The organism is Paenibacillus sp. XY044 (genome assembly GCF_002257645.1).
GTDB lineage: Bacteria > Bacillota > Bacilli > Paenibacillales > Paenibacillaceae > Paenibacillus_AQ.
Genome location: NZ_NQMO01000002.1, coordinates 1,033,828 through 1,060,253 on the forward strand (window position 1 = coordinate 1,033,828; position 26,426 = coordinate 1,060,253).

Here is a 26,426-nt window from a genome sequence, read left to right on the forward strand (position 1 = left end):
TAAGGTCTTTCTTTTCGACACGTTTTGTAAACGCTTACGAATCAAATGGGGTTCGGATCTTACCGGAATACTCTCGCGATCGGACGGGCGGTGGACTAATCCGAAAGGAGGTGATGTAGCGCCAAGATGACATGTTGGAAAGGAATGTCCTGATAAGTGAGGGAGAGTAATGAAAAAGGGCATGAAATCAACAGAATATGGAGGAGGAATTGCAATGAGGGGCAAAAAAATCGCAACTGGTCTGCTGGCGTTGACGCTGGCGTGGGGCGGGTTCCCCGCGCTGAGCGGAAGCGTATCGGCCGACAATCCCGGGCCGATGATCAATCTGCTGGCTGCAGACATGGACGTGCATTTCGAAGGGGGAACGAGTTCGTTCGTCTTATCCAATGCTTCTTCTGGTGGGACGCAGCAGATCGTGCAGGAGAACGGCAACAACGCGTTGGAGTTCCGAGATGCTTCGCTTGGCACGAACGTGTCCAGTTATTTCTATAAGAGGTTCAGCAGCGGGACGTTAAAGGATCGCATCAACCAGGTGTACAACCAGCCGGTTGGAAGCCAGCCGGTGGACTTCATTCTGGAATACAAGCTGAAGCGCACCGCCATGAGCGACAAACCGGTCGCCAAGGACATTTACGCGCAGATCCAATTCGGTAACTTCGATAACGTCAACGTGCCACGGTTCCCAGTGGCTGCGACAACTATAACGGGAACTGCCGCCTACACGAGCACGGCAGGCACGCTCCAAACGGTGAACGACGTCGACATCTCGGGCTACCGTTTCACAGTTGTGCCGAATGGCGGCCAGCGCACGATCTCGAACCTGGAGATCGGTTTTTCCACCCGTGTCGATACAGGGGGATCTGACGAGGCTTACGTCATAGACGACCTGGCCGTGTACGAAGTGGGCAGCGTACAGGATACGGTGCCGCCGACGGCGCCCAGCAGCCTTGCGGTGACGGGGCAGACAGATACGAGTGTCAATCTGTCGTGGGCGGCATCGACGGACAACCAAGGCGTGACAGGCTATGACGTTTATCGAGACGGTACCTTGGCTTTATCCGTCAGCGGTACGGTATACGGAGCACAAGTCACGGGACTGACGCCGGCAACGTCATATAGCTTTACTGTCAAAGCAAGGGACGGTTCCGGAAATGCCTCCCAGGCCAGCGATGTGGTGACAGCGAAGACGAACATCTCTCCTGGCAGCTTGCCGACTCCGTTCGGAGACCAGGATATTGGCACCGTTGGCATCGCGGGAAGCGCGGTTTACGATGCGAATTCCGGTTCGTTTACGGTTTCAGGTTCCGGCGCAGACATCTGGGGAACGGCGGATGCGTTCCGCTTCGCGTACCGCCCTTGGACCGGCTATGGACAGATCGTCGCGCGCACGGCAAGCGTGACGAATACGGCCGACTGGACGAAAGCCGGCGTCATGATCCGCGCGAACCTCAGCCCGCAATCTCCATACGCGTTCGTGGCATTGACTCCTTCCCGCGGCACGATTTTCCAAGACAGATTGCTTTCCGGTGGGGCTTCCACGCAGACGAACGGCACGACGGCGGCGGCGCCGTACTGGCTTAAGCTGGTGCGCGACGAGCGCGGGATCAGCGCCTATGATTCTTATAACGGCAACAACTGGACGCTGATTAAGAGGGAGACCATCAACCTGCCGGAGACGATCTACATCGGGTTGGCCGTTACGAGCCATGCGAATAGCCGCCTAGCGACCGCCGTGTTCGATCAGGTGACCGTATCGGAGGCACCGCCGATTGAGAGCACGTATGCGCCATTCCCAGGTACGATCGAGAGCCGCAAGCAATGGCTGTGGGACAAAGCGAAGACCATGCAGGAGGAGAGCGGACCGCTCAACATCACGCAATATGTCGCCCAAATCCTTGACGGACAGAACGTGGCGAACAACCTACAGAAGCTGGACGCGATGTATCAGACCTACGATTATGAACAGTACAAAACAATGGCCAAGATGTACGCCTATCTCATGGTCGGCGATCAATTCAGCAGCACGATGATGGAGCATGTTCGGGCCTACTTCGCTTCGTACGCTTATGCTGAGCTGGCTCAGACGGAGAATTTGCGAATGAGCAATTATGCGACCGGCTATCTGGTCGGGCAGTATTTTCCCGATCTGGTCGACCTGAACGGCAATTCCGGTACGACGCTAAAGAGTATCAACAAAGCGAATGTGATAGCTATGATCGAAGCGGGCGTACATAAGGGGTGGGCGGAATACGAGAGTCCGGAATACACATTTATGACCTATTTTTGCCTAAATGCGATCTATCAGTATTCGGACGAAGCCGACCTCCGGCAAAAAGCAAAGATGGCGATGGACGTCATGTGGTTCGAGTGGGCGAACGACTGGATCGACGGTTACCCCATCTCCTCGGAGAGCCGAGCGAAGGGTGATTCCGTGTCCGCGGTTGACCCGTCGTGGCGGGGAGCCGAGCATACCGCGCTATCTTGGGCCTACTTCGGCGCGCACCGCGCCCAGCAGGCGGTAGGCGAGTCGGACAATTCGGCACCATCTCTCTACCGTCCGAACCTCGAATATCTCGGTTTGGTGCTCTACAGAGGAATGAGCTACGAGCCGCCTGAGTTAGCGATCCGAATCGGACAGAACACAGCCAAGGAGTACCAGTCCCGCAAGACGACGATGCAGAACTCGAGCGGACGCGGAATGAAAATCTACCACCAAGCCTTCGTGAAGCCGATGTGGGGACTTGCGACCGAGGTTCAATACGAACGCGTCGACAACTGGATCGAGGACCTACCCGTCGTGCTGCGCTGGCACTCCGATGCGGCGAATCCGCTGTTCCGGTTGTCCACGGACCAAGGCACAGCTCCGATCGGCAACTATGACCAACCTTTGAGCCATCGGATCATGCAGGACGGCGAAGCGGCCGTAGGGGTGTTTAAGCTTGAGAACAGCCCAACGACGAACTACATCAACGCCTTGTTCCCGGATACAGGATCGATTATCGCCAAGGAGGAGCAAGGCGGTTGGACGTTTGTCAACGCCGGGCCGATGTACTTCGCTTTCCAATTTGTGAAGCCGGCGACCTGGTACTACCAGACGAACACCGACCCTTCCAACAAGGTGAAAACGACGGCTCAACTCCACCCGACGGCAACGCTGCTTTACAACTACAACATTCTCCGCAGCCAAGCGGACAAAAACGGCTGGGTGCTTCAGACGGCTGATGCTTCCGAGTACGCGGATTTCGCCGCATTCAAGAGTGCCGTTCTGACGAACGCATCGGTCGACGCGAGCCATCTCGACGAGACGAATCCTCGCCTGATCTATCATGCTCTGAACGGGGATACGATGGACATCACTTTTGACGCGGCTTCGGCGGCATACAACAATACGCACAAAATCAACGGTACACCGATTGCTTACTCGTCGTTTAAGGTGTTCGATACGCCGTGGTTGCAGCAGGACCAGAACAGCAACACATTCACTGTGACTGAGGGCGGAGAGCAACTCGTCTACGACTTCGCCAACTGGACTGTAACTTCCCTGAATCCGAACGAGGGAACGGATAGCTTTGTAGACTCCGAACTCATGCCTACGCATGAGCTCGAGAAGGTGACGGTAAAGCGGACGGTACGTCGACAACCTCGAAGTCTGGAGCCGTGACGGTCGCCTTTCCCAATGGAGTTCCGCTCGCTCCTGTTGCGGGCAATACGGCCAGCGGGCAGAGGTGGGGGATAGGGCAATAAGTCTCATTCGGATTTGGACTTTTCCCCGGTATTATCGTCCTTCGCCCCGGTTTTCGGCTCGGTAGGATTTAGATACCCTTAGATATGTAATCGCTTTCAGGTTGATCTGCATCCGGTCAACAAGGAATCGGCAGGAGTTCCGCTGATTTCGGGAAAGCGAGTCGCTTCTATAAAGAGAGGTTTGGAGGAGGGGCGATTCGCCTCCAACTATCTGGACTCCCCAACCAAGTTCGCCAAGCAGACCGAACTGAACATGTTGAGAGATTCGGTGTTCACGCAGATCATAATGGGCGGTGATATCAACAAGTTCGACGACTTCATCAAGAAGTGGAGGCCTCAAAGCGGCGACCAAATCCTGAGTGAGCTTGAAGCTCCGTTCCAGAAGAGAGCGGGCAAGTCATCAATAGAACGACAGCAACCTCTCTGTCGATCCGGTTATTCAGGAACGTCAGAGAGGTGCTTGTTGTTCATTCATGGAGGGAATTCAGAATGAGCAACCATTTTCGGTTTGTTACCCTACTTTTGATTGCGGCACTATTCGTACAAGGCTGGCCAGGAGTTCCTGGCTTTAAGGTGTCTACGGCCTCTGCGGAAGAGGCGGCTCTGCTGTTCTCGGACGACTTCGACGGCGGGCTGACGCGATGGGATCTGTTTGGCAGCGCGGCATGGCAGATTCAAGGCTCGGGAGCCGCGGCGAAGCTGGCGGGGATGACGACATCGACATCCCCGCAACGTGCGGTCGTCAAAGCCTCCTCGTTGCCATATAGTTCCACCGATTACGCAATGGCCTTCGATGCCCAAGGTGATCGCTTCCGTGTCATGTTCCGCTACTCGTCGGGAACGAGCTATTACTTTTTAGAATTCAAGACCGGGCATTGGGTCGAGCTTTGGAAGTATCCCAATTCTTCGGCAAGTTCGCAGGTTGGCAGCTCCGTCGATATCGCGGCTGTTCTGCCGGGATTCGATCTGGCGGACCGCCACGACTATCGGCTGAACATTCGCGGGTCGCAATTCACCCTCTCCATAGACGGGGAGACCATCTCGGCGTTCTCCGACTCTTCGCTCGTCTCGGGTGGCGTTGGCTTCGCTCTCCGAAGTGTTGGATCGACTGTCAGCCTAAGCGTCGATCGGGTAGAGGTGCTTCCGGCCGATGAGCCGGCAGGCGGCGATCTCTCGATCGTACATACGCCTGTTTCGGGCGTCCCTTACTTCGCGGACCTGCCCATCTCGTTCTCGCTCACGGGCGCCACTTCCGAATCGACCGCAGCGATCCACTACGGCTACGGGGATGAAGAGGCGGACCGGGAGTTGGCGGCGACGCCGGGGGGAGCCGGCGTCTTCTTGGGAACGGTTCCCGGAACGAACCGGGCGACGTCCATCCGTTATTACTTGACGGCGGAGGATGGCGCGGGCGGAATAGCCCGTTATCCGGTAACCGGCGAGTTGGTCGTACCGATCGCGGCGATGCCTGCGTATACGAACAACTTCGAAGGCGAAACGGCGAAAGCCGCTCCGGCTGGCTGGACGACAGGAGGAAGCGCCAAAGTCATACAACTTGAAGACGGCAACAAAGTGTTTAATCTCAACGGTTCGGGAAGCGCCAAGCTGAACCTGCCGGAATACCGCAACGCGGACAACTTCATTGTCAAGTTCAAAGCGAAGTACGAGCGCACGAGCACCGCGGCGCAAAATACATGGCGCCTTCGCTATCGCGCGGCGGATGACGCGAACAACAACGTGATGGAGTGGGCAACGCACAATTCGAAGTATTTTCTGATGCGGAAGACGACGCTCGGAGGCAACTATCCGATCGCGAACTATGTGCAGTCCCTGCTCGGGGGTTGGCACGAGTACGAGCTTCGCATTAGCGGCATCACTCACAAGCTTCTGATCGACGGAGTCGAGATCGCCAGCGGCGAAGATTCCGACCCGCTGGCGCCGGTCAAGGGCTACTTCCAATGGAACGTCGTCGGCGGCATTAATTTGATGATCGACGATTTCTCTATCGAGCCTCTGCCGCTGCCTTACGTTATCGACCTGCAGCCGGCGGGAGATTATTCGGGCATCTACCTGACGGGCGAGAATCCGGGTTTGGATCTGGCGATCGATGCCGGAGCGGCGGCGCACGAGCTTCAGATCGACTATGAGGTCAGCCGCGCCGATGGCGATCTCCGGGCGGTCGTCTCCGGGACGAAGTCATACGATCTCGATGCCTACGAGAAGTTGAACGATACGCTGTCATTCGAGCCGGGTTTAAGCTCGATCGGCACCTATGAGGTGAAGGCGAACTTTACGCTTGACGGGGAGTCGATGCCGGCTCTAGCCAAGCAGATGCGAGTGGCGATCATCGGTCAAGCAGGAACGGCGGGCGCCCCCCTCGATCTCGATAACGAGAGTAAGTTTGGGCTGAACACGCATTACGCGCTTAATTGGCGGGACGACATCATCGACGGAGCACGCAAGCTTGGAGCCAAGCACCATCGCTCCGGCATCTCCTGGGCGGACGTCGACAAGAACGTGAAGGACGCTTCCGGCAACGCGGTTTACGATTACGCCGGGACCGACTTGTTCCTGAATAAGCTGTTCGATTACGGCTTCAACCAGATCACCGTGCTCGGCATCGATCAGAACGCATATTATCAGAGCGGGATTACGAATACCTCGACCGCGCTTCGGGCGATGGGGGATTTCGTCTACCGTACAGTGGATCGCTACAAGGGACAGGTAAGACAGTGGGAGATGCCGAACGAGCCGGAGATTTTCGCCCAGCCGTATATCCCCGAGGAGTTCGTCCAATTGCAGAAGATCGCCTACCTGAATATGAAAAAAGCCGATCCCGATGCAATGCTGCTTGCAGGAGACCATACGTCGAGCGTGCTCAGCGTGCTGCCGAAGGAGCTGGCGCTCGGCTCCTACGACTTCGCCGATGCGTATTCGTTCCATCCGTACGTGTACAACTCGATGCCTGACGACAACTTGCCCAACCTGATTGATGGCGTCAAGGATAAAGTTAACGCGTACGGCGGCTGGAAGGACTATTATCTGACGGAAGGCGGATGGCCGACGGCGAAGGCCGGCTACCCGTCGGTAACCGAGGAGACGCAGCGGGATTACATCGTGCGGGCTTTCCTGACTTACCTGACGCTCGATCAGGTGAAGGCTTACGAGTATTACGATTACAAGAACGACGGAACGGACGACCGCTACTACGACATCTTCTGGGGCATCACGGACAACGACGGGCGGCCGAAGCTGGCGTACGCGGCGGTGAATCAGCTGATGACCTCCCTGGAGCGGGCGAGGTACCTCGGCACTTGGGATGCGGGAGATCCGAACGTGTCCGTCCAGCTGTTCTTGGAGGATGGGGAGCCGGTTCTGGCTGCCTGGAGGAAAACCGACCACAAGGACGATCCCGACGTTCGGCCGCCAACTAGCGTTCTGACGCTTCCCTTCGCAGCCGCGGGAATGACGGCGAAGGACATTAACGGCGTGTCGATCTCGCTCCCGACTTCTGGAAATGTGTCGTTAACGATCAGCGGCTCGCCCGTCTACTTGACGGGGTTGCCGGAAAACTTCGTCTATGAGGCCGCATCGCAGCTACTCGCATCCAAGCAAGCCGAAGCAGCCGGCAAGCTGGAGGCGCTGCGGACGGGGGCGAACGGCAACATCGTGGATCGCGACCTCGCGGCACTTACCTCGTTGGCGGCGGCTTTCCAGCCGGGGATTAGCGGCGGACTGTCCGATGCTGCTCTCGAGTCCGCGGTAGGCGAGATTTACGAGTTGATGGCCCAAGGAGCCGGGCAGATCGGGGACGGTTCGGTCGCGATGGCTGCGGGATACGTCGCTTTGGAAGCGCTGTACAATCTGGCGGAGAACGTATCTGTCGCTTTGGCGTATGCCAAAGCGGAGACGGGAGCCGCCGGAACGGCGAACGCCCTTGACTACGCGCCGGCCACGACGGCTGCGACCTCGGCATTCGAGAATCGGAAAGGAACCGACAACGTCATGCCTGTCTCCGCATCAGCCGTGCTGCGGATGAACCGGTACGGCAGGCTGGCGGAAGCGACGCGTGCAAGGGGCGATTACTCGGATAGCTACGCGTACAACCTGCTGGCGCGGGAGTTCGCGGCGGCAACTGAAGCGATGGTCGCCTCCGAGACGCCGAAGTTCGTCGGCGTCGGCTCCAATCTCGTGCCTACGCAGGCGAACGGAGAGGCGGGGTCTCCGAGCTCCTTCACGATCTCCTTGTTCAACGATACCGACGTTGCCAGGGAAGTGAAGGTGCAGACGCAACTGCCGGACGGTTGGGATGCTTCCCAGACCGAGCCTCAATCGATCGCGATGACAGTCCCCGCTTGGGGAACGGAGGATGCCGTCCTTACGGTGATCGTTCCGGAAGACGCGGTCAACGGAAGGGTTGATATCGGCTTCGACCTGCTGGCGGACGGCGCTGTCTTCGAGACGAAGAAAGCCCAGTTGACCGTGGAGGACGGCATCGGCGTGCGGCTTGCTCCCGTCAAGAAGACGATTGATGAGCTCGAGACGGTGACGGTGAAACTGACGGGCACCTCGTCGGCCGCGAAGTCAGGCGCCGTGACGGTCGTCGGACCGGATGGCGTTCCGCTCGCCCCGGTTGCGGGCAATACGTTCAGTGGGTTGAACAAGGGCGACGTCTTAAGCCTTGATTTTGTCTGGACGGACCGCGAGCGCAGGCCGTACAACGAGTACCCGGTCGACGTGAAGGTCGAAGATGCCGCCAGCGGCAAGACGCTCTTCCGCGATGGGGCGATGCCGCTTGACTTCAATCTGATTCAGAAGGCGACGGGTGTGACGATCGACGGCGACTTGATCGATTGGCAGGATGCGTATCCCATCCACCTGCGATATAAGACGCAGAATGCGAGCGGCTACCACGATCCGGACAATCTCGAAGCGACGGCGTACGCGAAGTGGGAGGACGACGGCCTTCTGCTGGCGCTCACCGTCGGCGACAACATCCATAAGCAGTCGGAGAACGCAGCGAACTTATGGAAGAACGATTCCGTGCAGATCAGCCTCGACCCTCTGAATAATCGCGAAGCGCCTTATGGGCCGGACGACGTCGAATGGGGCTTCGGGCTGACGGACACGGGCACCTTGCTGACGAACATCTTCAGCTCTTCGCTTCCTAATCCGAACGGCGACATCAGCGGTCAGACGCCTTTCGCTGCCGTCCGGGACGAAAAGGCGAAACGGACGTTCTACGAACTCAAGATTCCGTCCGCTTATGTCGGTCATTTGCAGCCATCCATTGGCGGTCATATCGGCCTGAACGTGGCGGTGAACGACGCGGACCTGCAGAACGGACGCGACGACTTCATTCAATGGACGAAGGGAACGGCCGATTCGAAGAACACGTCGCTGTACGATTCGTTCGTCTTTATCGACGACGTGCCTCCCGCGGCGCCGGACGAAACGGCTCCGTCCCTGCGCATCGTCGCGCCGGAGAGCTTGAGCTTGTTGGAGGAGGCGACTTTGGCCGTGGAAGCCGAGGATGCCGAAAGCGGTGTCGATAGCGCTCTGCTTCGATTGGATGGCACGAAGGTCGCAAGTCCGCATGAGGTTTCTCCTCTGTCGTTAATGCCGGGCGACCACCGCGTCGAAGCGGAAGCGGCCGACCGCGCAGGGAACCGCTCAAGCACGTCGGCGACGCTGACGGTGACGTTCGGTTGGGAGGACCTGCCCGCGTTGTTGCAGTATGCATATGAGCAAGGGTGGATCGACGGGCATGGCATTCTGCAAAGCTTACTCGCGAAGGTGAACGGGGAGGAACCGAACATCAGGCCTTTGCTTCAGGAGATTCAGGCGCTAAGCGGCAAAAAGCTGAACGAGGAATTCGCTTCTAAGTTGCAAGAGCTTCTGAGTTTATTACAGCCATAAAGAACGCCATACGACCGGCGGGCTGAGCAGGATGGGGCGCCGCTTTTCTGCTGACGGATCCTTCGGTGAAAAATTTGCTCGAAACGCAGCATCCTACTCAATATGAGGCTATTGACGGTTATTTTAAGCTGGAGACGAGTACTCCGTAAAATATAAAAATGGGCAATTAATTCATTTCTTGTCAAAGTTCCATACCCACAAAAGAGGATTTTTGTTAGCTGGAAGACCCTCCCCAATACTATTAATAAATGCAGAAGCCCTTTCACCGTAAATTTCGGCCGAAAGGGCTTCTGCATGACAAATAATCATGACGGGGATCATCCTATGATAAGCGTCTGGTCGGATGGTTGCATTTATCAAAGGGATGAAAAATTCGCAGAGATATATAGACAGATGTGAGAGTTTACTTTAAAATAATGTTTGAAAATAACATTTTAGTGTTATAAAAGAACAAGTCCTTAGTGGGAGTGATGATTCAGTGGTGTCGACAAAAGCTAGATTGAATCGTATGTTTAGTGAGCAAGGAAAATGCTTCGATGTTGCAATCGATCATGGTTTTTTTAATGAATGTTCTTTTTTATCAGGCATTGAGAATATGAAGCAAGCCGTTGAGACAATTGTAAAAGCTGGACCGGACTGCGTTCAATTAAGTGCAGGTCAAGCAATGCTGCTTCAAGATATTCCCGGCAAACATAAGCCAGGGCTCGTTCTAAGAACGGATGTGGCAAATATTTATGGAGGCTCCCTTCCGCGGTTTCTGTTCAGCGAGTTGATTGACCGAGCAGTCGAACAAGCGGTGGTTCTGGATGCCGTCGCGGTGTGTGTCAATTTGCTGCTATTACCGAATCAACCGGAATTGCATCATCAGTGCGTGCGTAATATTGCACAGCTTAAAACAGAATGTGAGAAATACGGGATGCCACTAATGATCGAGCCGTTGGTCATGCAGCCGAATGAAGTGAAAGGCGCATACATGGTGGATGGCGATCTTAATAAAATCATGCCGCTAGTCCGCCAGGCAGTGGAGCTTGGTGCAGACGTCATAAAAGCGGACCCGTGCGATGATGTGAGGGAATACCACCGGGTAATTGAGATTGCTTCTGGGGTTCCGGTACTGGTTCGAGGCGGGGGCCGCGCCAGTGATGAAGAAATTATGTACCGCACCGTGGAATTGATGAAGCAAGGTGCTTCTGGGATCGTATACGGTCGCAATGTCATCCAACACCCGAATCCGGCCGCTATGACTTCTGCCCTAATGGCAATTGTCCACGAGAGAGCGGGAGCCGAACAGGCACTTGCGATTTTGAAAGGGGACCAGGCTTAATGGAGAAAAAGATCATTCGTTTCGGCGTCATTGGTTGCGGTCTTATGGGCAAGGAATTCGCTAGCGCCGCAGCAAGATGGTGTCATCTTGTGGATGTGGATTTCGAGCCGCGAATCGTGGCAGTTTGTGATGCTAATCCGGCTGCAACTCAATGGTTTAAAGATCATGTTCCAAGTGTGGAGCAAGCGTATACGGACTATCGGGAGTTGCTGGCGGATCCGTCACTTGAAGCGGTTTACTGCGCAGTACCGCACAATCTTCATGAGCAAATCTATATCGATATCATTAAGGCTGGTAAGCACCTGTTAGGCGAAAAACCGTTCGGAATCGACCGCCATGCGAATGCTGCCATCCAAAAGGCGCTTAATGACAATCCGGACGTTATAGTACGCTGCTCGTCGGAGTTTCCTTTTTTCCCTGGGGCGCAGCAAGTCGTCAAATGGGTAAACGAGGGAAAATTCGGACGCATTATTGAAGTCGAAGCGGGTTTCTGGCATTCCAGCGACTTGGATCCGACGAAGCCCATGAATTGGAAGAGAAGGATCTCCACCAACGGCGAGTACGGCTGCATGGGCGATTTGGGTATGCATGTCCTTCATCTACCCCTACGATTCGGGTGGAAGCCTTCGAGCGTTCGGGCGTTACTGTCCAAGATCATTCCTGAACGCCCAGATGGCAAAGGAGGAGTTGCGCCTTGCGAGACGTGGGACAATGCGCTGCTTGCATGTGAAGTAAAGACGGGAAGCCAACGGTTTCCGATGCTCCTTTCTACAAAACGCATTGCACCGGGGCATGCAAACACGTGGTTTATCCGCATCCAGGGCACGGCGTTTTCGGCCGAGTTTACCACCAAAAATTCGAAGCAAGTTGCATCTCTCCCTTATGAACCAGGAGAACAGCAGGCTTGGCATGTCGTCGATGCGCCTTACAAATCCGCTTACTCCACCATTACGGGCGGAATATTCGAATTTGGTTTCTCTGATTCAATTCTGCAGATGTGGGCCGCTTTCTGTGATGAGTTGGCTCACCGCGGCGATATGCGGCAGCCGTTCTACTGTGCCACACCTGAAGAGGCGGAAGGAAGCCATCGCATCTTCACAGCCGCACTCGAGTCGGAGCGCACTGGTGAAACAGTAATGTTAGATTGGGGGAATTAAGGTGAAGAAGGTTTCGGCTGATTTTGTAGTAGCCGGACATATTTGCTTGGATGTCATCCCCGAGATTCCGGGTCTTGCGAATGGGCTTGGCGATCTGCTTGTACCTGGGAGGCTGACGGCAATCGGTCCAGCATTGATGTCTACAGGCGGAGCGGTCTCCAATACCGGCCTGGCTCTTCATCGGCTTGGCTTTGCGGTTCAATTGATGGGGAAAGTAGGGGATGACCTTTTTGGCAAGGCAATATTGAATGGAATTTCAGGATATGGCAGCGCTCTGACGGAAGGAATGATCCTCACTCCAGGAGAAATAAGTTCGTATACTGTCGTAATAAGCCCTCCAGGTGTAGACCGAGTATTCCTTCATGCAACGGGAGCGAACGATACATTTTGCGCGGAAGATATACAGACGGATCTGTTGGAGGGAACCAAGTTGTTTCATTTCGGCTATCCTCCGCTGATGCGTCGAATGTTCGAGAACAACGGGAAGGAGCTTGTTAGACTTCTATTAAAGATCAAGGCCCTCGGAGCAACGGTGTCGCTTGATACCGCCATGCCTGACCCGGCATCGCCTGCTGGTCGAGCCGATTGGCGTAAGATTCTCACTCATGTGCTCCCTTTTGTGGATATATTTCTGCCTAGCTATGAAGAAATTTTGTTCATGCTTCATCCCGAAATCTATGAAAAAATGAAGCGGGAATACGCAGGGAAAGATCTTTTATCCTATGCAGACGGTTCGATGTTGTCATCGATGGCAGAAGAACTGTTGGGGATGGGGGCTGCCGTAGTCGGTTTTAAGCTGGGCGAATATGGTCTCTACATCCGTACTTCCAACGACACTGAACGGCTTTCGGCGATGGGAGCATGTGCGCCTTCCTGTACGGATAATTGGATGAATCGCGAGCTTCTCGTTCCCTGCTTTCAGGTCGAGGCTGTCGGAACAACAGGTGCGGGGGATTGTACGATCGCAGGGTTTCTGGTTGGAGTGATGAACAGGCTTACCATCGAACATACGATGCTGGGAGCCGTCGGTGTTGGAGCATGCAATGTGGAGCGAGCAGATGCGGTAAGCGGCGTGCGGTCGTGGAAGGAGGTTCTGAGCAGAATTCATGAGGGTTGGCCACAGAGCGGCCATATGATCCCGCTTGATGGCTGGCGCATTTTGGATCTAGAGGGGCTGCGACTTTATGAACAGAATCATGAATGAAGGGGGACAGCAGATGAATCTGAAACGAAGTGAATTCAAACAAGCACAGGCGCGTGCGGCTGAATTATTTGGTCGTGCGGGAATCGTATTGACGGAACAGGAACGGGAAGGCATCGAAATCGCAGGCTTCGGACTTGGAAACCTCGATCTTCAGGGCCTGGAGATTGTCACTTATGTCAATACGGATCGTTATTGCGCGAAGGAGTTGGCGCTTTTTCCAAAACAGACATGTCCTGAGCATCTTCACCCCCCGGTGAACGGGGAACCGGGCAAAATGGAGACGTTCCGATGCAGATGGGGAACTGTTTATTTGTACGTGGAGGGAACATCGACGAGAAGTATTCATGCGGTCGTTCCTCAAGGAAGCGAACCTGCCTATACGGTTTTTCACGAGATTGTTCTCCGTCCTGGTGAGCAATTCACGATTCCGTCGGGAATGAAGCATTGGTTTCAGGGAGGACCAGAAGGAGCGGTAGTGTCGGAGTTTTCTAGCACGAGCCGAGACGAGTTTGACGTTTTTACTGATCCATCGATCATTAGAATACCTGTCATCGAAGAGGATGAAATGGAACTTCCTTCCGCAGATTACGAAGCGCGCATAAGATAATGACGCTCCGCGCAAAAGCATAAGCAGCCCCACCCCGCAGTGACTTAGAGAAGTTAGAGGAATCCAGAAGCGTTAGAAGGACGTATGGCGGGGCGATCTTTGTGGGAAAGGGCATCAACCCTACAGGAACGCTCAGGTATATTAACGGTAAAGAAAATGCGAATAGGAAGTAAGACAGCAGCACTAATTCAACCTGGAGAATCCATCTTCATCGATGGGGGTACAACGACTCTGCAGGTAGCGCGCCACATTCCGCCGGGGGTGAGTCGCCTGATCCTTAATGGATCAGGCTTTTTTGTTTAAGCTGGGTTACCGGGTAGAAGTCCCAATTTATCACGAATCGCGTTGAACCGTAGATAACGAAACGAGGACCGGGCCGGCAAAATCCGAAGCCTCCTCGCCCTTGGGATTGCGAAGACGAAACAGGAAAGCGTCACCCGTTTCGGACTCCCACACGATATAATCGTGAATCCCTTCACCGCTCGAGACTTGAAGATAGAGCTTCGCGGAACCCAGTGGATGCTCGACAAGCTCTCCGCTATAATCGGATACTTCGCCGAACTGGTCCAACTCCTTTTTACCTGCAGCTGCAAGTTGTGTTAGATCATAGTTGGCCGGCAGCATTTCGATATCGACATCGTACTCCGGATGACTGCTAAGAAACAGACGTCCTTTAGCTTCGTCGAAGGTAAACTTCTCGAATACGTATAAGGAGAAGCCCTCGCCTTGCTGCAAGGTGGCGGTGTATGACTGGTTCCCCTCACCCGTCATCAGATCAAAAATTTCGCTCGGAGGACGAGTCGATTCAGGATTTGGCTCGTTCTCGGTTTCAGGAGCCGATTCTGGGCTTGGCTCATTCCCAGCCTCTGGAGACGTGGCTTCCTCATTAACCGGTACTGATGTCTCAGGGGTGACGGAAGGTTCCGTGGAGCTTGAGCATGCGGTAAGCGTTAGAGCCATAACGAGAGTCGATATTTTCATGTAAACAGAAACTTTTGGATTCACGTTTGATCACGCCTTTCTGTCTTAAGTTCATTACAGGTTTCATGATATCTAAGTGGTTAGCCTCTTGAAATACTGACGTGGCAACATTATTTTTTGTTTCGTTAAAAGAATATGATGAATTATGAGGAATTACCCTTCTAAAGGATTGCGAAACAACGTACTCGCCAGCAATTCTTTTCAAGAATGGGGAGATTTTAAGTTCTTCCCGGTTTGCGTTATTGTTCTTTGCGGCACGCCGTATTCGCCTGCTGCCTAATAGATTTGTCAGACATGGAAACGGAGTGAAAGAAAGATCACCTTGCAGGTCCGTCCATTTGACGGGTTTAATCCAATGGATTAAATTAGGCTTAAACATAATGCAGGGAGAATGGGATTGTGAGAAAAGGAAACTTGGAGCTTTTAAAAAAAATTAATAGGGATCTCGTACTCGAAACGATACGCTCCCAGCAGCCCATTAGCCGCGCCAAAGTCGCACAGCGTCTCAATTTTAGCCGTTCGACGGTCTCGTCCATCGTTGACGAACTGATCGCAAAGAAGTTCGTCGTGGAAACCGGTCTCGGGTCTTCGACCAAGGAAGGCGGGAGAAGGGCGATCGAGCTTGAGTTTAATCCGAAGTCCGGTTTCGGGATTGGCGTCGAACTGATGGCGGACGGGCTGTTCATCTGCATCACAGATTTAGATGGGAACATGGTATGGAAAGATCGATCAGACTTAGGTAACGACTTTAAGACAATCTACGAGTGCATTCTTGCGAGCCTAGATAAAGCGTCAATATCGATGGATGACGTAATCGCCGTTGGATTCTGCATTCCCGGGCTGACCAACAGTAAAAAAGGAATCATTGTGGATGCGCCAGAGCTTGGCTGGAAGGATGTTGCTTTTGTCGACGAAATGAAAAAGTACCTGGCCAAGCCCATCTACGCAAACAACGACGTGAACTGCGCGGCCTTAGGAGAACGTTGGGTCGGCGGTGCCAAGGAAATGGAGGACTTCATCTACATTTATATCGGACAGGGCTCCGGGGCCGGAAGCGCGATCGTTGCAAACGGGAACTTAGTGCATGGCAAGGATTTCATGGCTGGAGAAATCGCCTATTTGATCCAGGAAGAAGACGTCATGCGGAATCAGGTGAACGTAGCGGGACAATTCGGCGTCTTTGAAAAAAAGATCTCGGGGAAGTCGCTCGCTGATGATGAGAGTTCGGTGCAGGCTCTTTTCCAAAACTATGCGCAAAATGAGCCCCGCTCTGTTCAAATGGTGAACCGTTTCATTACTCATCTGTCTATCGGAATCTCCAACATGGTCAGCCTGCTTAATCCTGAGAAAGTGATTCTTGGCGGCGAAGTGTCCGGATATCTGAATCCCGTATTAGACGAAATCCGTTCTGCGGTCGACCGGATGACCCCGATTCGAACGACGTTGGAGATATCGCATATGGGGGCGGAAGCTGGTGTGCTAGGGGTCATTGCATACGCCTTCGAACAGGAACAGAACGTTATTTAGAGGTTGCGGCTTATACATCCGCTTAATTCAGTGCACGGTTGGTTCGCGTATACGAACTAACCGTGCTTTTTTGTTTTTTTATTGACATCTCTTTGAAATCGGTTTATTATTCGTTTTAGTTAGTACGTACACAGAACAAACTAACTAAAAACAGCGGAAACTGGGGTGCCGACAGAGTGATTAAACAGTGAAAAGGAACAATGCACAGCTGTCTCAAGCTGAACAGTTATACGGTGTCGGAGTTGATATCGGCGGAACGAAGATCATGATTGTGATCGCCAATCAGACCGGCGATATCGTGTACAGGAAGAAAGTGAACACCAGCGGCGAATTTGACGTCATTTCCGAGCATATCACGGAAAGTCTGCGCGCCGCAGGCATCTCTCTGGATCAAGTGGTAGCCATGGGCTTCGGGGTTCCGGGCATTACCAATAGCGAGGAAGGAACCGTTATCGAAGCGCCCGCGCTTCAGTGGAATCACCTACCGTTCCGGGAATGTTTGCAGCGGTACTTCGACAAGCCGATTTTCGTTGACAACGATGTCAACTGTACGGCACTGGGTGAGAAGTGGCTTGGTTCAGCGAAGAACTCGGAAGACTTTGTGGTAGTGGCAATTGGAACGGGCGTTGGCAGTGCGATCATGGCAAACGGATCGCTGGTGAAGGGAAGCAGCCACATGGCCGGGGAAGTCGCATATTTGGTTGTCGAGCAAGATGTTCTCAGCGACAGTGTCAATGCTTTTGGCGATTTCGGACAATTTGAGAAGAAGATCTCAGGGGTTGCCTTATCGCAGTACGGTGCTTTGCCTCATGAATTATTCGAGCAATACACTCGCGGCGACGAGAAGTCGAAAGCGATCATCCAACAGTTCGTAACGGATTTGTCGATCGGCATTGCCAATATGGTGAGTCTGCTGAATCCCCAGAAGGTCATTCTCTGCGGTGGGGTCTCTCAATCGCTGGGGCCGGTGCTCGAACTTATTCGCTCGACGGTGTCGAGTTTGACACCGATTCCCACATCGATCGAATTGACATCCATCGGGGAGGAAGCGGGGGCCATCGGAGCGGTCGCGTTGGCGTTTGAGAAAGCAGGTATGGATTTAAACAGGGGGGATTGGCATGAAAACGCATATCGCACGCAATTATCATGAAATGTCGGTGCATGCCGCCGAATTGATTATTCATCAAATTAAGCAAAAACCTGACTCGCTGGTTTGCTTTGCTGCCGGCAATACACCGCTCGGCACGTTCTCCTGTTTGGTGGAAGCAGTTCACGGAGGAAGGATAAGCCTCGATCAGTGCCAATTCATCAGTCTCGACGAATGGGTTGGCCTCGGCGCTGCGGATGAAGGAAGTTGCCGAGAGACGATGGACCGCCATTTATTCGAACCGTGCAGAATCAAGGAGAAAAACATCCATTTCTTTAATGGAACGAGTGATGATTTGGACGCGGAATGCAAGGCAATGGACGACTTTATCGGGGCACGCGGGACAATCGATTTATTGCTGCTTGGTGTCGGAATGAACGGTCATTTGGGCTTTAACGAGCCCCATGCTGACTTTGAAGGGTATTCATATGTGACGGAGCTTGACTCCATTACGAAGCAGGTTTCCGCGAAGTACTTTCCGGATCAGAAGGACGTCCAAAAGGGAATTACACTTGGGATCAAGCATCTAATGCAGGCGGAAACGGTGATTCTAATCGCGGACGGGGACAAAAAAGCAGATATCATGAGAAAAGCTCTGAGGCACGAGGTTACAGACGAAATACCAGTCACAGTCCTGCAGCGCCATCCAAACGTCCACGTCTACATGGACGAAGCGGCGGCGGCGTTGGTTCGCTGAAGAGCGACCGCCGCGGTCAGGCATCAGCTAAATTCGAGATAATAGGGGGGCACTCCAATGTCCAAAACGAAAGCCGGTCTGCTGTTCGTCAGTTTGACCGTCATGATTGTCAGCCTTTTTGGTTGCGGTTCCAATTCCGGCGATTCGTCCGGATCTTCTTCCGGCGGCTCGTCCGGCTCCGGCAAAATTACGTTGAACGTCACCTCATCCATGACCGACGAAGCCCGCGTCAACATTATGAATGAAACCATCAAGATCTTCAACAAGACACATCCCGACGTCACCATTCAGTACAGCCCTAGCCCGTGGTCCGAATATGCGCAAAACCTGAAGCTGGCATTCAATTCCGGCGCGGGTCAGGATATTGTCTATGTCGACGATACGATGCAGCAGATGCTGCAGAAGAACAACTATCTGATGGACATAACCGACGATGTTAAGAGCCGCGGCTGGATCGACAAGGAAGTAGACGGAGCGATTGATTTTCAAAACGCCAGAACGCCTGGCAAATATTACAGCGTTCCGTTTATGACAGCTCCCGTCGTCGTTTACTACAACAAAGATATTTTCTCGAAGCTGAATTTGACCCCACCGAAGACGATGGACGATTTTAACGCGATTTTGGCCAAGGTAAAAGAAGCCGGCTACGTTCCGATGGAGAATGGAGGCATGTCCAACTTGCCGAAGATGTGGTCGGTATTCCATCTACTCTATAACCAAGTGCCGATGGACGACGTCAAGAAGTTCTACTTCCAGCAAGGAATTACGCCTAATTTTGAAAAGGCATTCTTGGCGGCTTTGAACCAGGTCAACGATTGGGAGAAGAGCGGGTACTACCGGAAGGAAGACGCTTCGATCGACGGCAGCGCAGTGCCGACGTATTATGCAAAGGGCCAGTCCGCGATGGTACTCGGAGGCAACTGGGACATTCCCGTTTACGAAGGTTTAAACGTGCCAACCGGCGCTTTCTCCTTCCCGCAGCAAGATGTGAACAGTAAGGAACACCGGATCGTCAACGCGACAGATGGCGGCTGGGCGCTGAACGCCAAGCTGAGCGGAGAGAAGAAGCAGGCGGCGCTCGATTTCATTGACACGTTCATGAATCCGGATGTCGTCAAACTTTGGTATCAAGACGGTTCCACGCCAACGATTAAAGCTGATTTGTTGGGGGCACAAGCTTCAGACTTGAAAAAACAAGTCGACCAAGCGATTCTAGGCGCGCAAATGGGCTTCTTCCTTGATAATGCCGTTCCCGGACTGGGGGATATTCTGAATAAGCAGCTGCAGTTGATGTCCTTCGAGAAGAACACGCCAGAGCAGGCATGGGAAGAGATCAAGCAGGAGTACAACAAGCTGTCCGAGGCAGCTCAGGGACAGTAGGCATCAAAGGTAAATATGACAAGATGTCCTTTAACCCTTCCGGGTTAAAGGGCATCCATCCTGCAAGATTGAGGTGATCTTTGTGAGACAAGAAGCCGTGCCCCGGCAGCGGCGTACGTTCAGACGGAGAGGAGCAGAGAAGACCAATCCGCTTGCGTATTTGTTCCTTCTGCCGGCATTTGCGATGGTGGCTATCTTCATGATTTGGCCGGCGCTGCAGACGTTTTATATCAGCATGACCAATTGGGATGGAATCAGTCCTAAGAAGTTTGTCGGCTTGCAAAATTATATCCATCTGTTTACCGAAGAACCGATGTTCTTGCAGGCGATCAAGAACACGCTGCTATGGGTCGTCGGCGGCGCGACGATTCCCGTAGGGTTGGGCCTTATTTTTGCTAATTTGCTTGTTCGCGGCAAGATTCGATTCGCCAAGTGGTTCCAAATGGGCTTTTTCTTCCCGCAGATCATCTCTTCCGTTATTGCTGCGGTGATTTGGAAGTGGATTTATGACCCAAGCTTTGGTCCGCTGTCCGCGATTTTGGATCATCTCGGTATCGGACGGCCGATTACCGGATGGCTCGGCAACCCCGATCTCGTCATGTACGCTCTGTTCGTCATTTTTGTATGGGGCAGCTTTGGCTATACCACGATGCTCTTCACTGCGGCGCTGCAGAGCGTGGATTCGCAGCTGTACGACGCCGCCAATATCGACGGCTGCAGCTCGTGGGGCCAGTTCTGGCACGTCACGATTCCCGGTCTGCGGCAAACGATGACGACGGTCATCATCCTGATGACGATCAGTTCCTTCAGCGTGTTTGACATCGTTATGGCCACCACCAAGGGCGGTCCGGGATACAGCTCGTACGTCATTTCATATTACGTCTACACACAAGGCTTTATCGTCAACCGGCTAGGCTTTGCAGCGGCCGCTTCCATCATTCTAACGTTATTTATTCTCATCGTTTCAAGAACCATCATTTGGATGAGGGAAAGGGACCAAAGCTGATGAATATGAACCGATCATTGCTTATCCGACGTACGCTCGTTTATGCTTTCATGATCTGCACGGCGGTGCTGACGGTCGCTCCGTTTCTGCTCGTCATCAGCACGTCCCTCAAAACGATGAACGAAATCAACATGGACGGCCCGCTGGCGCTGCCGCAAGTTTTCCATTGGGACAATTATTCCCGCATCTGGGATGTAGGTAATTTTATTACCTATTATAAGAATAGCGTAATCGTTACCGCTGTAGTCGTTGTGCTGGTCGTCTTGTTATCCCTGCTGGCCGCTTATCCATTTGCGTATATGAAATTCAAGGGTAAGGGCGTTTTTTTCCTGATCGTCCTCTGGGGACTGACGGTCCCTTTGGATTTGATCATCATTCCGTTGTTCAACAATTTGAAGTCGATGGGCTTGCTGAATACGATTTGGGCACTCATCCTGCCGCAAATCGCGATGAACATTCCGTTCTCGATTTTTCTGCTGAGAGGGTTTATGAAAGACATCCCTTACGCCCTGCTGGAATCGGCCCGGATCGACGGCTCGACCGAAGTGAAAAATTTGTATTATATTATCATGCCGATGTTGTATCCACCTATGGTGTCCCTTATCGTGTTTACGGCCATCGGCACTTGGAACAACTTTATGCTTCCGACCATCTTGATTCAGAACGACGAATTAAGAACGCTGCCGGTTGGCCTTAATTATTTTCAAACCAAGTTTACGATGGATTTTCCCATGATTGCCACGGCAGCCGTCGTCTCGGCTCTTCCAGCGGCGCTGGCTTACATCATCTTCCAACGGAAGATTATTTCGGGCGTCATGATGGGTGCCTTGAAAGAATAAATCACAAAGGAGTTCTGTAACCATGAAAAAGATGAAAATTGCATTAATCGGAGCAGGAAGCGTCTCGTTCGCTCTGGGAGCGTTGCAGGATATCGTGCTGTCTCCGCGGCTCAAACATGAAGTAGAGCTCGAAATCGCACTCATGGATATTAACGAGGACAACGTCAGCCGGACTTATCGATATGCGAAGGAAATGTTTGATTCATTTTCCCATCCGGCTTCGATCTGGCAGACGACGAATCTGGAGCAAGCGCTGCAGGACGCCGACTTCGCCATTGTTGCGATCGAGGTTGATCGTTACTTCTACTGGTCCCAGGATTTCCACATTCCACGCCGCTACGGCAGCAAGCAAATCTATGGGGAGAACGGCGGGCCTGGATCGATGTTCCATACGCTCCGCAATCTTGGGCCAATGCTCGAAATTGCCCGGACGATGGAAAAAGTATGCCCGGACGCCTGGTTCATTAACTACACGAATCCGGAAGCAAAATTGGTGGAGGCCATTTCCAAGTTGACTTCCATTAAGATTGTGGGCCTCTGTCACGGTTTGGACATGGGCATTCATCAATTAGGCGAGTTTCTGGAGCGAAAAACGGAAGAAATCGGCATCGAAGGCGGCGGCTTAAACCACTTCGGCTTCTTCACGAAAATTTGGGACATGAAGACAGGCGAGGACCTGTATCCACTGTTCCGCGAAAAAGAGAGCAAGGCTAACCGCCTGGCACAGTTCGATCATATTGGACTGTCGAGAGCGATGTATCATATTTACGGCTATTATCCATACCCGGGGACGAACCATTGCGGCGAGTACATCTCGTATGCAGACGATTTTTATGCAGGGCTGTCGCTGCAGTACCGCTATAATCCGATTCGGGAGCAGCTGTGGAAGGAAGGTTCAAGAACGCCGGAATTCGTCTATGCTGCGAGCGGCAACAGCCTGGACAAAGGACTGTTCGACAGTGTGCAGTCGCAGGAAAGCTGGGCTGAACAGGCCTACACGTTCGATAAAGAGAAAGTTAGCACGAGCAACGAATACGCCATTCCGATTATTGAGGCGATCTTCTTCGATGACGAAGTGCAGATCAACTCCGTAAACTTGCCGAACAACGGAGCCATCCGCGGCCTTCCTGACGATATGGTGGTTGAAACTCAGGCGATTGTAAACGGGCAGGGTATCGAACTGAAGCCGATGACCGTCGACCTGCCGACGGCGGTGATTGGAACGATCCACATTCAAGGCACAATCCACAAGCTGCTCCTCGAAGCATTCGTTGAGAAGTCGAAGACGAAGCTGCTGCAAGCGATTCTGCTCGATCCAAGCGCGCCAACTTATTATCAGGCCTGCGCCATGATCGATGAAATGTGCGAGCTTCAAAAGGAAATTTTACCTGCCCTGGAATGGGTGTAATCCGGAAGAGAGGCCTTACGATGGATAACGATCGATTACAAAAGTTGTTGGCGTCCATGACACTAAAAGAAAAGTTCGGTCAGTTGTCGCAAATTACGGGCGAGCTCTACGTTGGCCAAATCGACGAGGAGATGTTGGAGACCGGGCCCGCCTACCCGCGGCATATCCTGGACGAGGAGACGATCTACACGATCGGCAGCGTCATCGGCGCCTCCGGTGCCGAAACGACCAATCGGATTCAGGCTGAGTATTTACAGCGCTCCAGGTTGAAGATTCCCTTGCTTTTCATGCATGACGCGATTCACGGCTACCGGACGATTTTCCCGATCCCTCTCGGCCTGTCCTGCAGTTGGGACGAACAGCTCGTGCAACGGGTTGCGGAAGAGACGGCTTCCGAGCTGCGGGCGGCTGGCATCCATGTCAATTTCTCGCCGATGACGGATCTAGTCAGGGACGCCCGTTGGGGCCGGGTCATGGAATCATTCGGCGAGGATCATTTGCTATCGGGCAACCTGGGCAGAGCCATGATCCGAGGGTATCAGAAAATTCTCCGCGATGGGCGAATTGCACCGGATGGCGTTGCTGCCTGTCTGAAGCATTTTGCGGCTTATGGAGCGGGGATTGCGGGGAAAGATTACAATGCCGTCGATATGTCCATGCGGGAATTTTTCGAGTTCTACGGCAAGCCTTATGAGATCGCGCTGCAGGAGCGGCCGAAATTCGTCATGAGTTCATTTAACACTTTTAATGGGGTCCCGGTAACGGCAAGCTCCGAAATACTCAAGGAGATTCTGAGAGGACAGTACGGATTCGAGGATCTGGTCATCTCCGATTGGGGCGCGGTGACCGAGCTTCAGAGGCACCGCGTGGCCCGAGACGGTAAGGAAGCGGCTGAATTGGCACTGGGGGCGGGCGTCGACATCGAGATGGTTTCGACGCATTACCTGGAGCATTTTGAGGCTATCGTTAAAGAGCGGCCGGAACTGCTGGAGGACGTGGACACGGCCGTGATGAAGGTACTACGACTCAAAAACGAACTGGGCCTGTTTGAAAATCCGTACGCGGACGAAGCCAATGAAGACGAAGTCATTCTGAATCCAATTTCCCTTGATCTCGCCGAAGAAGCGGGCATGCGAAGCTGTGTCTTGCTGAAGAACGAGAATGAGATGCTGCCGCTGCGTCCGGAGCATCGAAACATCGTTCTCGTTGGCCCATTCGCCCGTACGCGAGAGCTGCTCGGGAATTGGGCATGCAAAGGACGCTTCCGAGATGCCGTATCGCTGGAAGACGGCATAAAACAGGCCGACGGCTCACTGTCGGTCGATGCTTTTGGTACGCTGGAGGCTTGCCCTAAAGATGTTCTGGACCGGTGTGATTACATCGTCGTGGCGATCGGCGAGTATTGGGAGCAAAGCGGAGAGGGGCACAGCAGCGTTAAGCTCGAACTGGAAGAAGAGCAAAAGCAGCTGGTTCGGGCTGTGAAGGAAACCGGCCGGCCTTATGCATGCGTTTGCTTCTCCGGCCGGCCGTTAGCGCTGCAGGATATTGTAGACGACATGCCGGCGTTGCTGTGGTGCTGGTACCCGGGGACAAGGGCAGGATCGGCCGTCGCGAAGCTTCTAACCGGTCAGTCGACTCCGGCCGGAAAGCTGACGATGTCATTCCCACGCGTTTCGGCACAGACGCCGATTTATTACAACGAGTACAGTACGGGCCGGCCGGCCAATGCTTCCAGCTACAGCAGCCGGTATCAGGATTGCGACATCGGCCCGCTGTTCGCGTTCGGCCATGGCTTATCCTACGCGCAAGCGACCTATTCGGACTTCGCTATATCAAGCAGCCGAATTACGGAAACCGAAGATTTGAAGGTGACCTTTCAAATTAATAACCCGAGCCATTACGAATACCGGGAGATCGTCATTCTGTATATCGAAGATGTGGTATCCAGGACGGTTCGCCCGGTTCGGGAGATGAAAGCGTACCGGGTCGTTCCGGTTCCCGCTTATGGTTCCGCGAGTGTGGAGATGTCTATCTCCTTGGAAGATCTGACATATTTAGATGCCGATTTGAGGAAGACGGTCGAACCGGGAGAATTTCGTGTCTACGTGAACGATCTTGAACATCCGATATTTACGTTCGAATATTGAGCCATACGGCCAATTAAAAGCAGTTAAAACTATTTTAATGTAAACAAGCAAAGGACTATCCGATGACGGATAGTCTTTTGCACACTTCATTGGTCACTTTATATTTTGTTAGAGACTCAAGAATACAAAACGGTTTTGGAAATACTTAATATCTCCCGGTGGAGGTCTTTTCCTGCAGCAAGAATGCTGCTGCCTGAAAGATATATATTAACCGGTTCACCGTTTAAACAAGTCACTGCACCGCCTGATTCTTCGATTAGCAATTTACCGGCAGCAAAATCCCACGGTTTTTGATAGGAACTAAAATACGCATTGAATCGCCCACAAGCGACGTAGGCCAGTTCCAGAGAGCCGCATCCAATCATGCGGATCCCTCTGGAGTCATTGGCTATCTGATGTACAAACCGATCAAATCCAAGTCTTTTTTCTTCCTGATCATACCGAATGTAAGTTGCAATTAATGCTTGGGTTAGTTCCGTTGATTCAGAAGGAATCCATAGTCGTTGGTTGTTCAGATAAGCACCGGAGCCTTTTTCCGCCCAGAAAAGCTCTTCCTTAGTCGGATCATAAACAGCCCCGCATAACCCTTGTCCATTCCGGTATAAAGCGATGGAGATCGCAAAGCACTGTTTTTGATGCACATAGTTCGTTGTCCCGTCGATGGGATCAATAACCCAAACGAAATCGTCCTGTTCAAAAGCATCCCCGGTGTAACTTTCTTCTCCCAAGATTTTGTGATCCGGGTAACTTTCATGAATTCGTTGTGCTGCTGTATGTTCATTTTGACGGTCTACGAATGTGACTAGTTCTTTATGCGATCCTTTCAAACCTGCATTCAAGTGACCTTCTAAGTGAAGCAAGCTATTTTTTCCTAATTCGATTACGATTTCTTTAAGTAATTGGAGATACGGTTTGGACATTTGAAAAACCTCCGGGCAAGTTTTTGAAATGCTTTGTGATGACGGATGAGTGTGTACATTTAGACCAGCTACCATTTTTTACTATCATTATATATTAAAAGTAAGGCCACAAGGATTTATATGCTAGAGTGAAAAATTTGGTCAAATCTTATGGTCAAGAAACAGTTTTAAATAATATGAATTGCTCCTTTGGAAGCAAGGATGCGGTTGTTTTGCTCGGCGGATTATCGTTCCGATCAGGTCAATGCTTCTGATTTGTAGCAACTTAGAAAGGCCAACTCATTTTGGAATATAATGAACCTATGAATAAGGAGGGGGTTAATATGGGTTACTCTAAAAAAATGGGTCGTAAAGTTTCAATAATAAGGGAAGGATCATCTATTGACCCGAAAACGATGAAATCTTCTCAAAAATAACAA

Annotated in this window: 17 protein-coding genes; 15 read left to right on the forward strand and 2 right to left on the reverse strand. The window is 52.7% G+C overall.

Features of this window, described 5'->3' with window-relative positions; genetic code table 11:
* The first annotated feature begins 214 nt into the window (after positions 1-214).
* The 7 genes from CJP46_RS13185 to CJP46_RS37530 all read left to right on the forward strand — a co-directional run bounded on the left by CJP46_RS13185 (position 215) and on the right by CJP46_RS37530 (position 14,258).
* Positions 215-3,661 carry a fibronectin type III domain-containing protein gene (locus CJP46_RS13185; RefSeq protein WP_256992315.1) on the forward strand — a complete coding sequence of 1,149 codons (3,447 nt, stop codon included), beginning with the start codon at positions 215-217 and terminating at the stop codon, positions 3,659-3,661.
* A 572-nt stretch (positions 3,662-4,233) separates the two neighbouring features.
* Positions 4,234-9,663 carry a sugar-binding protein gene (locus CJP46_RS13195; protein ID WP_094596024.1) on the forward strand — a complete coding sequence of 1,810 codons (5,430 nt, stop codon included), beginning with the start codon at positions 4,234-4,236 and terminating at the stop codon, positions 9,661-9,663.
* Between the two features lie 478 nt (positions 9,664-10,141).
* Positions 10,142-10,987 carry a class I fructose-bisphosphate aldolase gene (locus CJP46_RS13200; protein ID WP_256992316.1) on the forward strand — a complete coding sequence of 282 codons (846 nt, stop codon included), beginning with the start codon at positions 10,142-10,144 and terminating at the stop codon, positions 10,985-10,987.
* On the forward strand, positions 10,987-12,144 hold the full coding sequence (locus CJP46_RS13205; protein WP_094596025.1) for a Gfo/Idh/MocA family protein: 1,158 nt from the start codon (positions 10,987-10,989) through the stop codon (positions 12,142-12,144). The genes CJP46_RS13200 and CJP46_RS13205 overlap by 1 nt, the downstream gene beginning before the upstream one ends.
* Before the next feature lies 1 nt (position 12,145).
* On the forward strand, positions 12,146-13,348 hold the full coding sequence (locus CJP46_RS13210) for a carbohydrate kinase family protein (RefSeq protein ID WP_256992317.1): 1,203 nt from the start codon (positions 12,146-12,148) through the stop codon (positions 13,346-13,348).
* 13 nt (positions 13,349-13,361) lie between these two features.
* On the forward strand, positions 13,362-13,955 hold the full coding sequence (locus tag CJP46_RS13215) for a D-lyxose/D-mannose family sugar isomerase (RefSeq protein ID WP_094596170.1): 594 nt from the start codon (positions 13,362-13,364) through the stop codon (positions 13,953-13,955).
* Between the two features lie 156 nt (positions 13,956-14,111).
* Positions 14,112-14,258, forward strand: a complete 147-nt coding sequence (locus tag CJP46_RS37530) for a hypothetical protein (RefSeq protein ID WP_373557992.1) — start codon at positions 14,112-14,114, stop codon at positions 14,256-14,258.
* Between the two features lie 30 nt (positions 14,259-14,288).
* On the opposite strand, the gene CJP46_RS13225 is transcribed toward CJP46_RS37530, so the two are convergent.
* Positions 14,289-14,960, reverse strand: coding sequence for a hypothetical protein (locus tag CJP46_RS13225; protein WP_094596028.1), 672 nt, complete (start codon positions 14,958-14,960; stop codon positions 14,289-14,291).
* Positions 14,961-15,335: 375 nt separating this feature from the next.
* Here CJP46_RS13225 and CJP46_RS13230 point away from each other — a divergent pair, with 375 nt between their 5' ends.
* From CJP46_RS13230 to CJP46_RS13265, 8 genes are all read left to right on the forward strand, one after another.
* Entirely contained in the window at positions 15,336-16,463 is a 1,128-nt protein-coding gene (locus CJP46_RS13230) for an ROK family transcriptional regulator (RefSeq protein WP_094596029.1), read from the forward strand.
* 187 nt (positions 16,464-16,650) lie between these two features.
* Positions 16,651-17,613, forward strand: a complete 963-nt coding sequence (locus CJP46_RS13235; protein WP_094596030.1) for an ROK family protein — start codon at positions 16,651-16,653, stop codon at positions 17,611-17,613.
* A complete protein-coding gene (locus CJP46_RS13240; protein ID WP_094596031.1) occupies positions 17,582-18,307 on the forward strand; it encodes a glucosamine-6-phosphate deaminase in 726 nt (241 codons plus the stop codon). Before CJP46_RS13235 ends, CJP46_RS13240 begins: the two co-directional genes overlap by 32 nt.
* Positions 18,308-18,364: 57 nt before the next feature.
* A complete protein-coding gene (locus CJP46_RS13245) occupies positions 18,365-19,687 on the forward strand; it encodes an ABC transporter substrate-binding protein (RefSeq protein ID WP_094596032.1) in 1,323 nt (440 codons plus the stop codon).
* Positions 19,688-19,769: 82 nt separating this feature from the next.
* Positions 19,770-20,693, forward strand: a complete 924-nt coding sequence (locus CJP46_RS13250) for a carbohydrate ABC transporter permease (RefSeq protein ID WP_094596033.1) — start codon at positions 19,770-19,772, stop codon at positions 20,691-20,693.
* Positions 20,693-21,532, forward strand: a complete 840-nt coding sequence (locus CJP46_RS13255; protein ID WP_094596034.1) for a carbohydrate ABC transporter permease — start codon at positions 20,693-20,695, stop codon at positions 21,530-21,532. The genes CJP46_RS13250 and CJP46_RS13255 overlap by 1 nt, the downstream gene beginning before the upstream one ends.
* A gap of 22 nt (positions 21,533-21,554) precedes the next feature.
* The gene (locus tag CJP46_RS13260; RefSeq protein WP_094596035.1) at positions 21,555-22,940 is read left to right on the forward strand and encodes a family 4 glycosyl hydrolase; all 1,386 of its coding nucleotides are present in this window, start codon (positions 21,555-21,557) and stop codon (positions 22,938-22,940) included.
* Positions 22,941-22,960: 20 nt separating this feature from the next.
* Complete coding sequence (locus CJP46_RS13265) at positions 22,961-25,087, forward strand: glycoside hydrolase family 3 N-terminal domain-containing protein (RefSeq protein WP_094596036.1); 2,127 nt, start codon at positions 22,961-22,963, stop codon at positions 25,085-25,087.
* Positions 25,088-25,203: 116 nt separating this feature from the next.
* On the opposite strand, the gene CJP46_RS13270 is transcribed toward CJP46_RS13265, so the two are convergent.
* Positions 25,204-26,007, reverse strand: a complete 804-nt coding sequence (locus tag CJP46_RS13270; protein ID WP_179281148.1) for an inositol monophosphatase family protein — start codon at positions 26,005-26,007, stop codon at positions 25,204-25,206.
* Positions 26,008-26,426 lie beyond the last annotated feature (419 nt).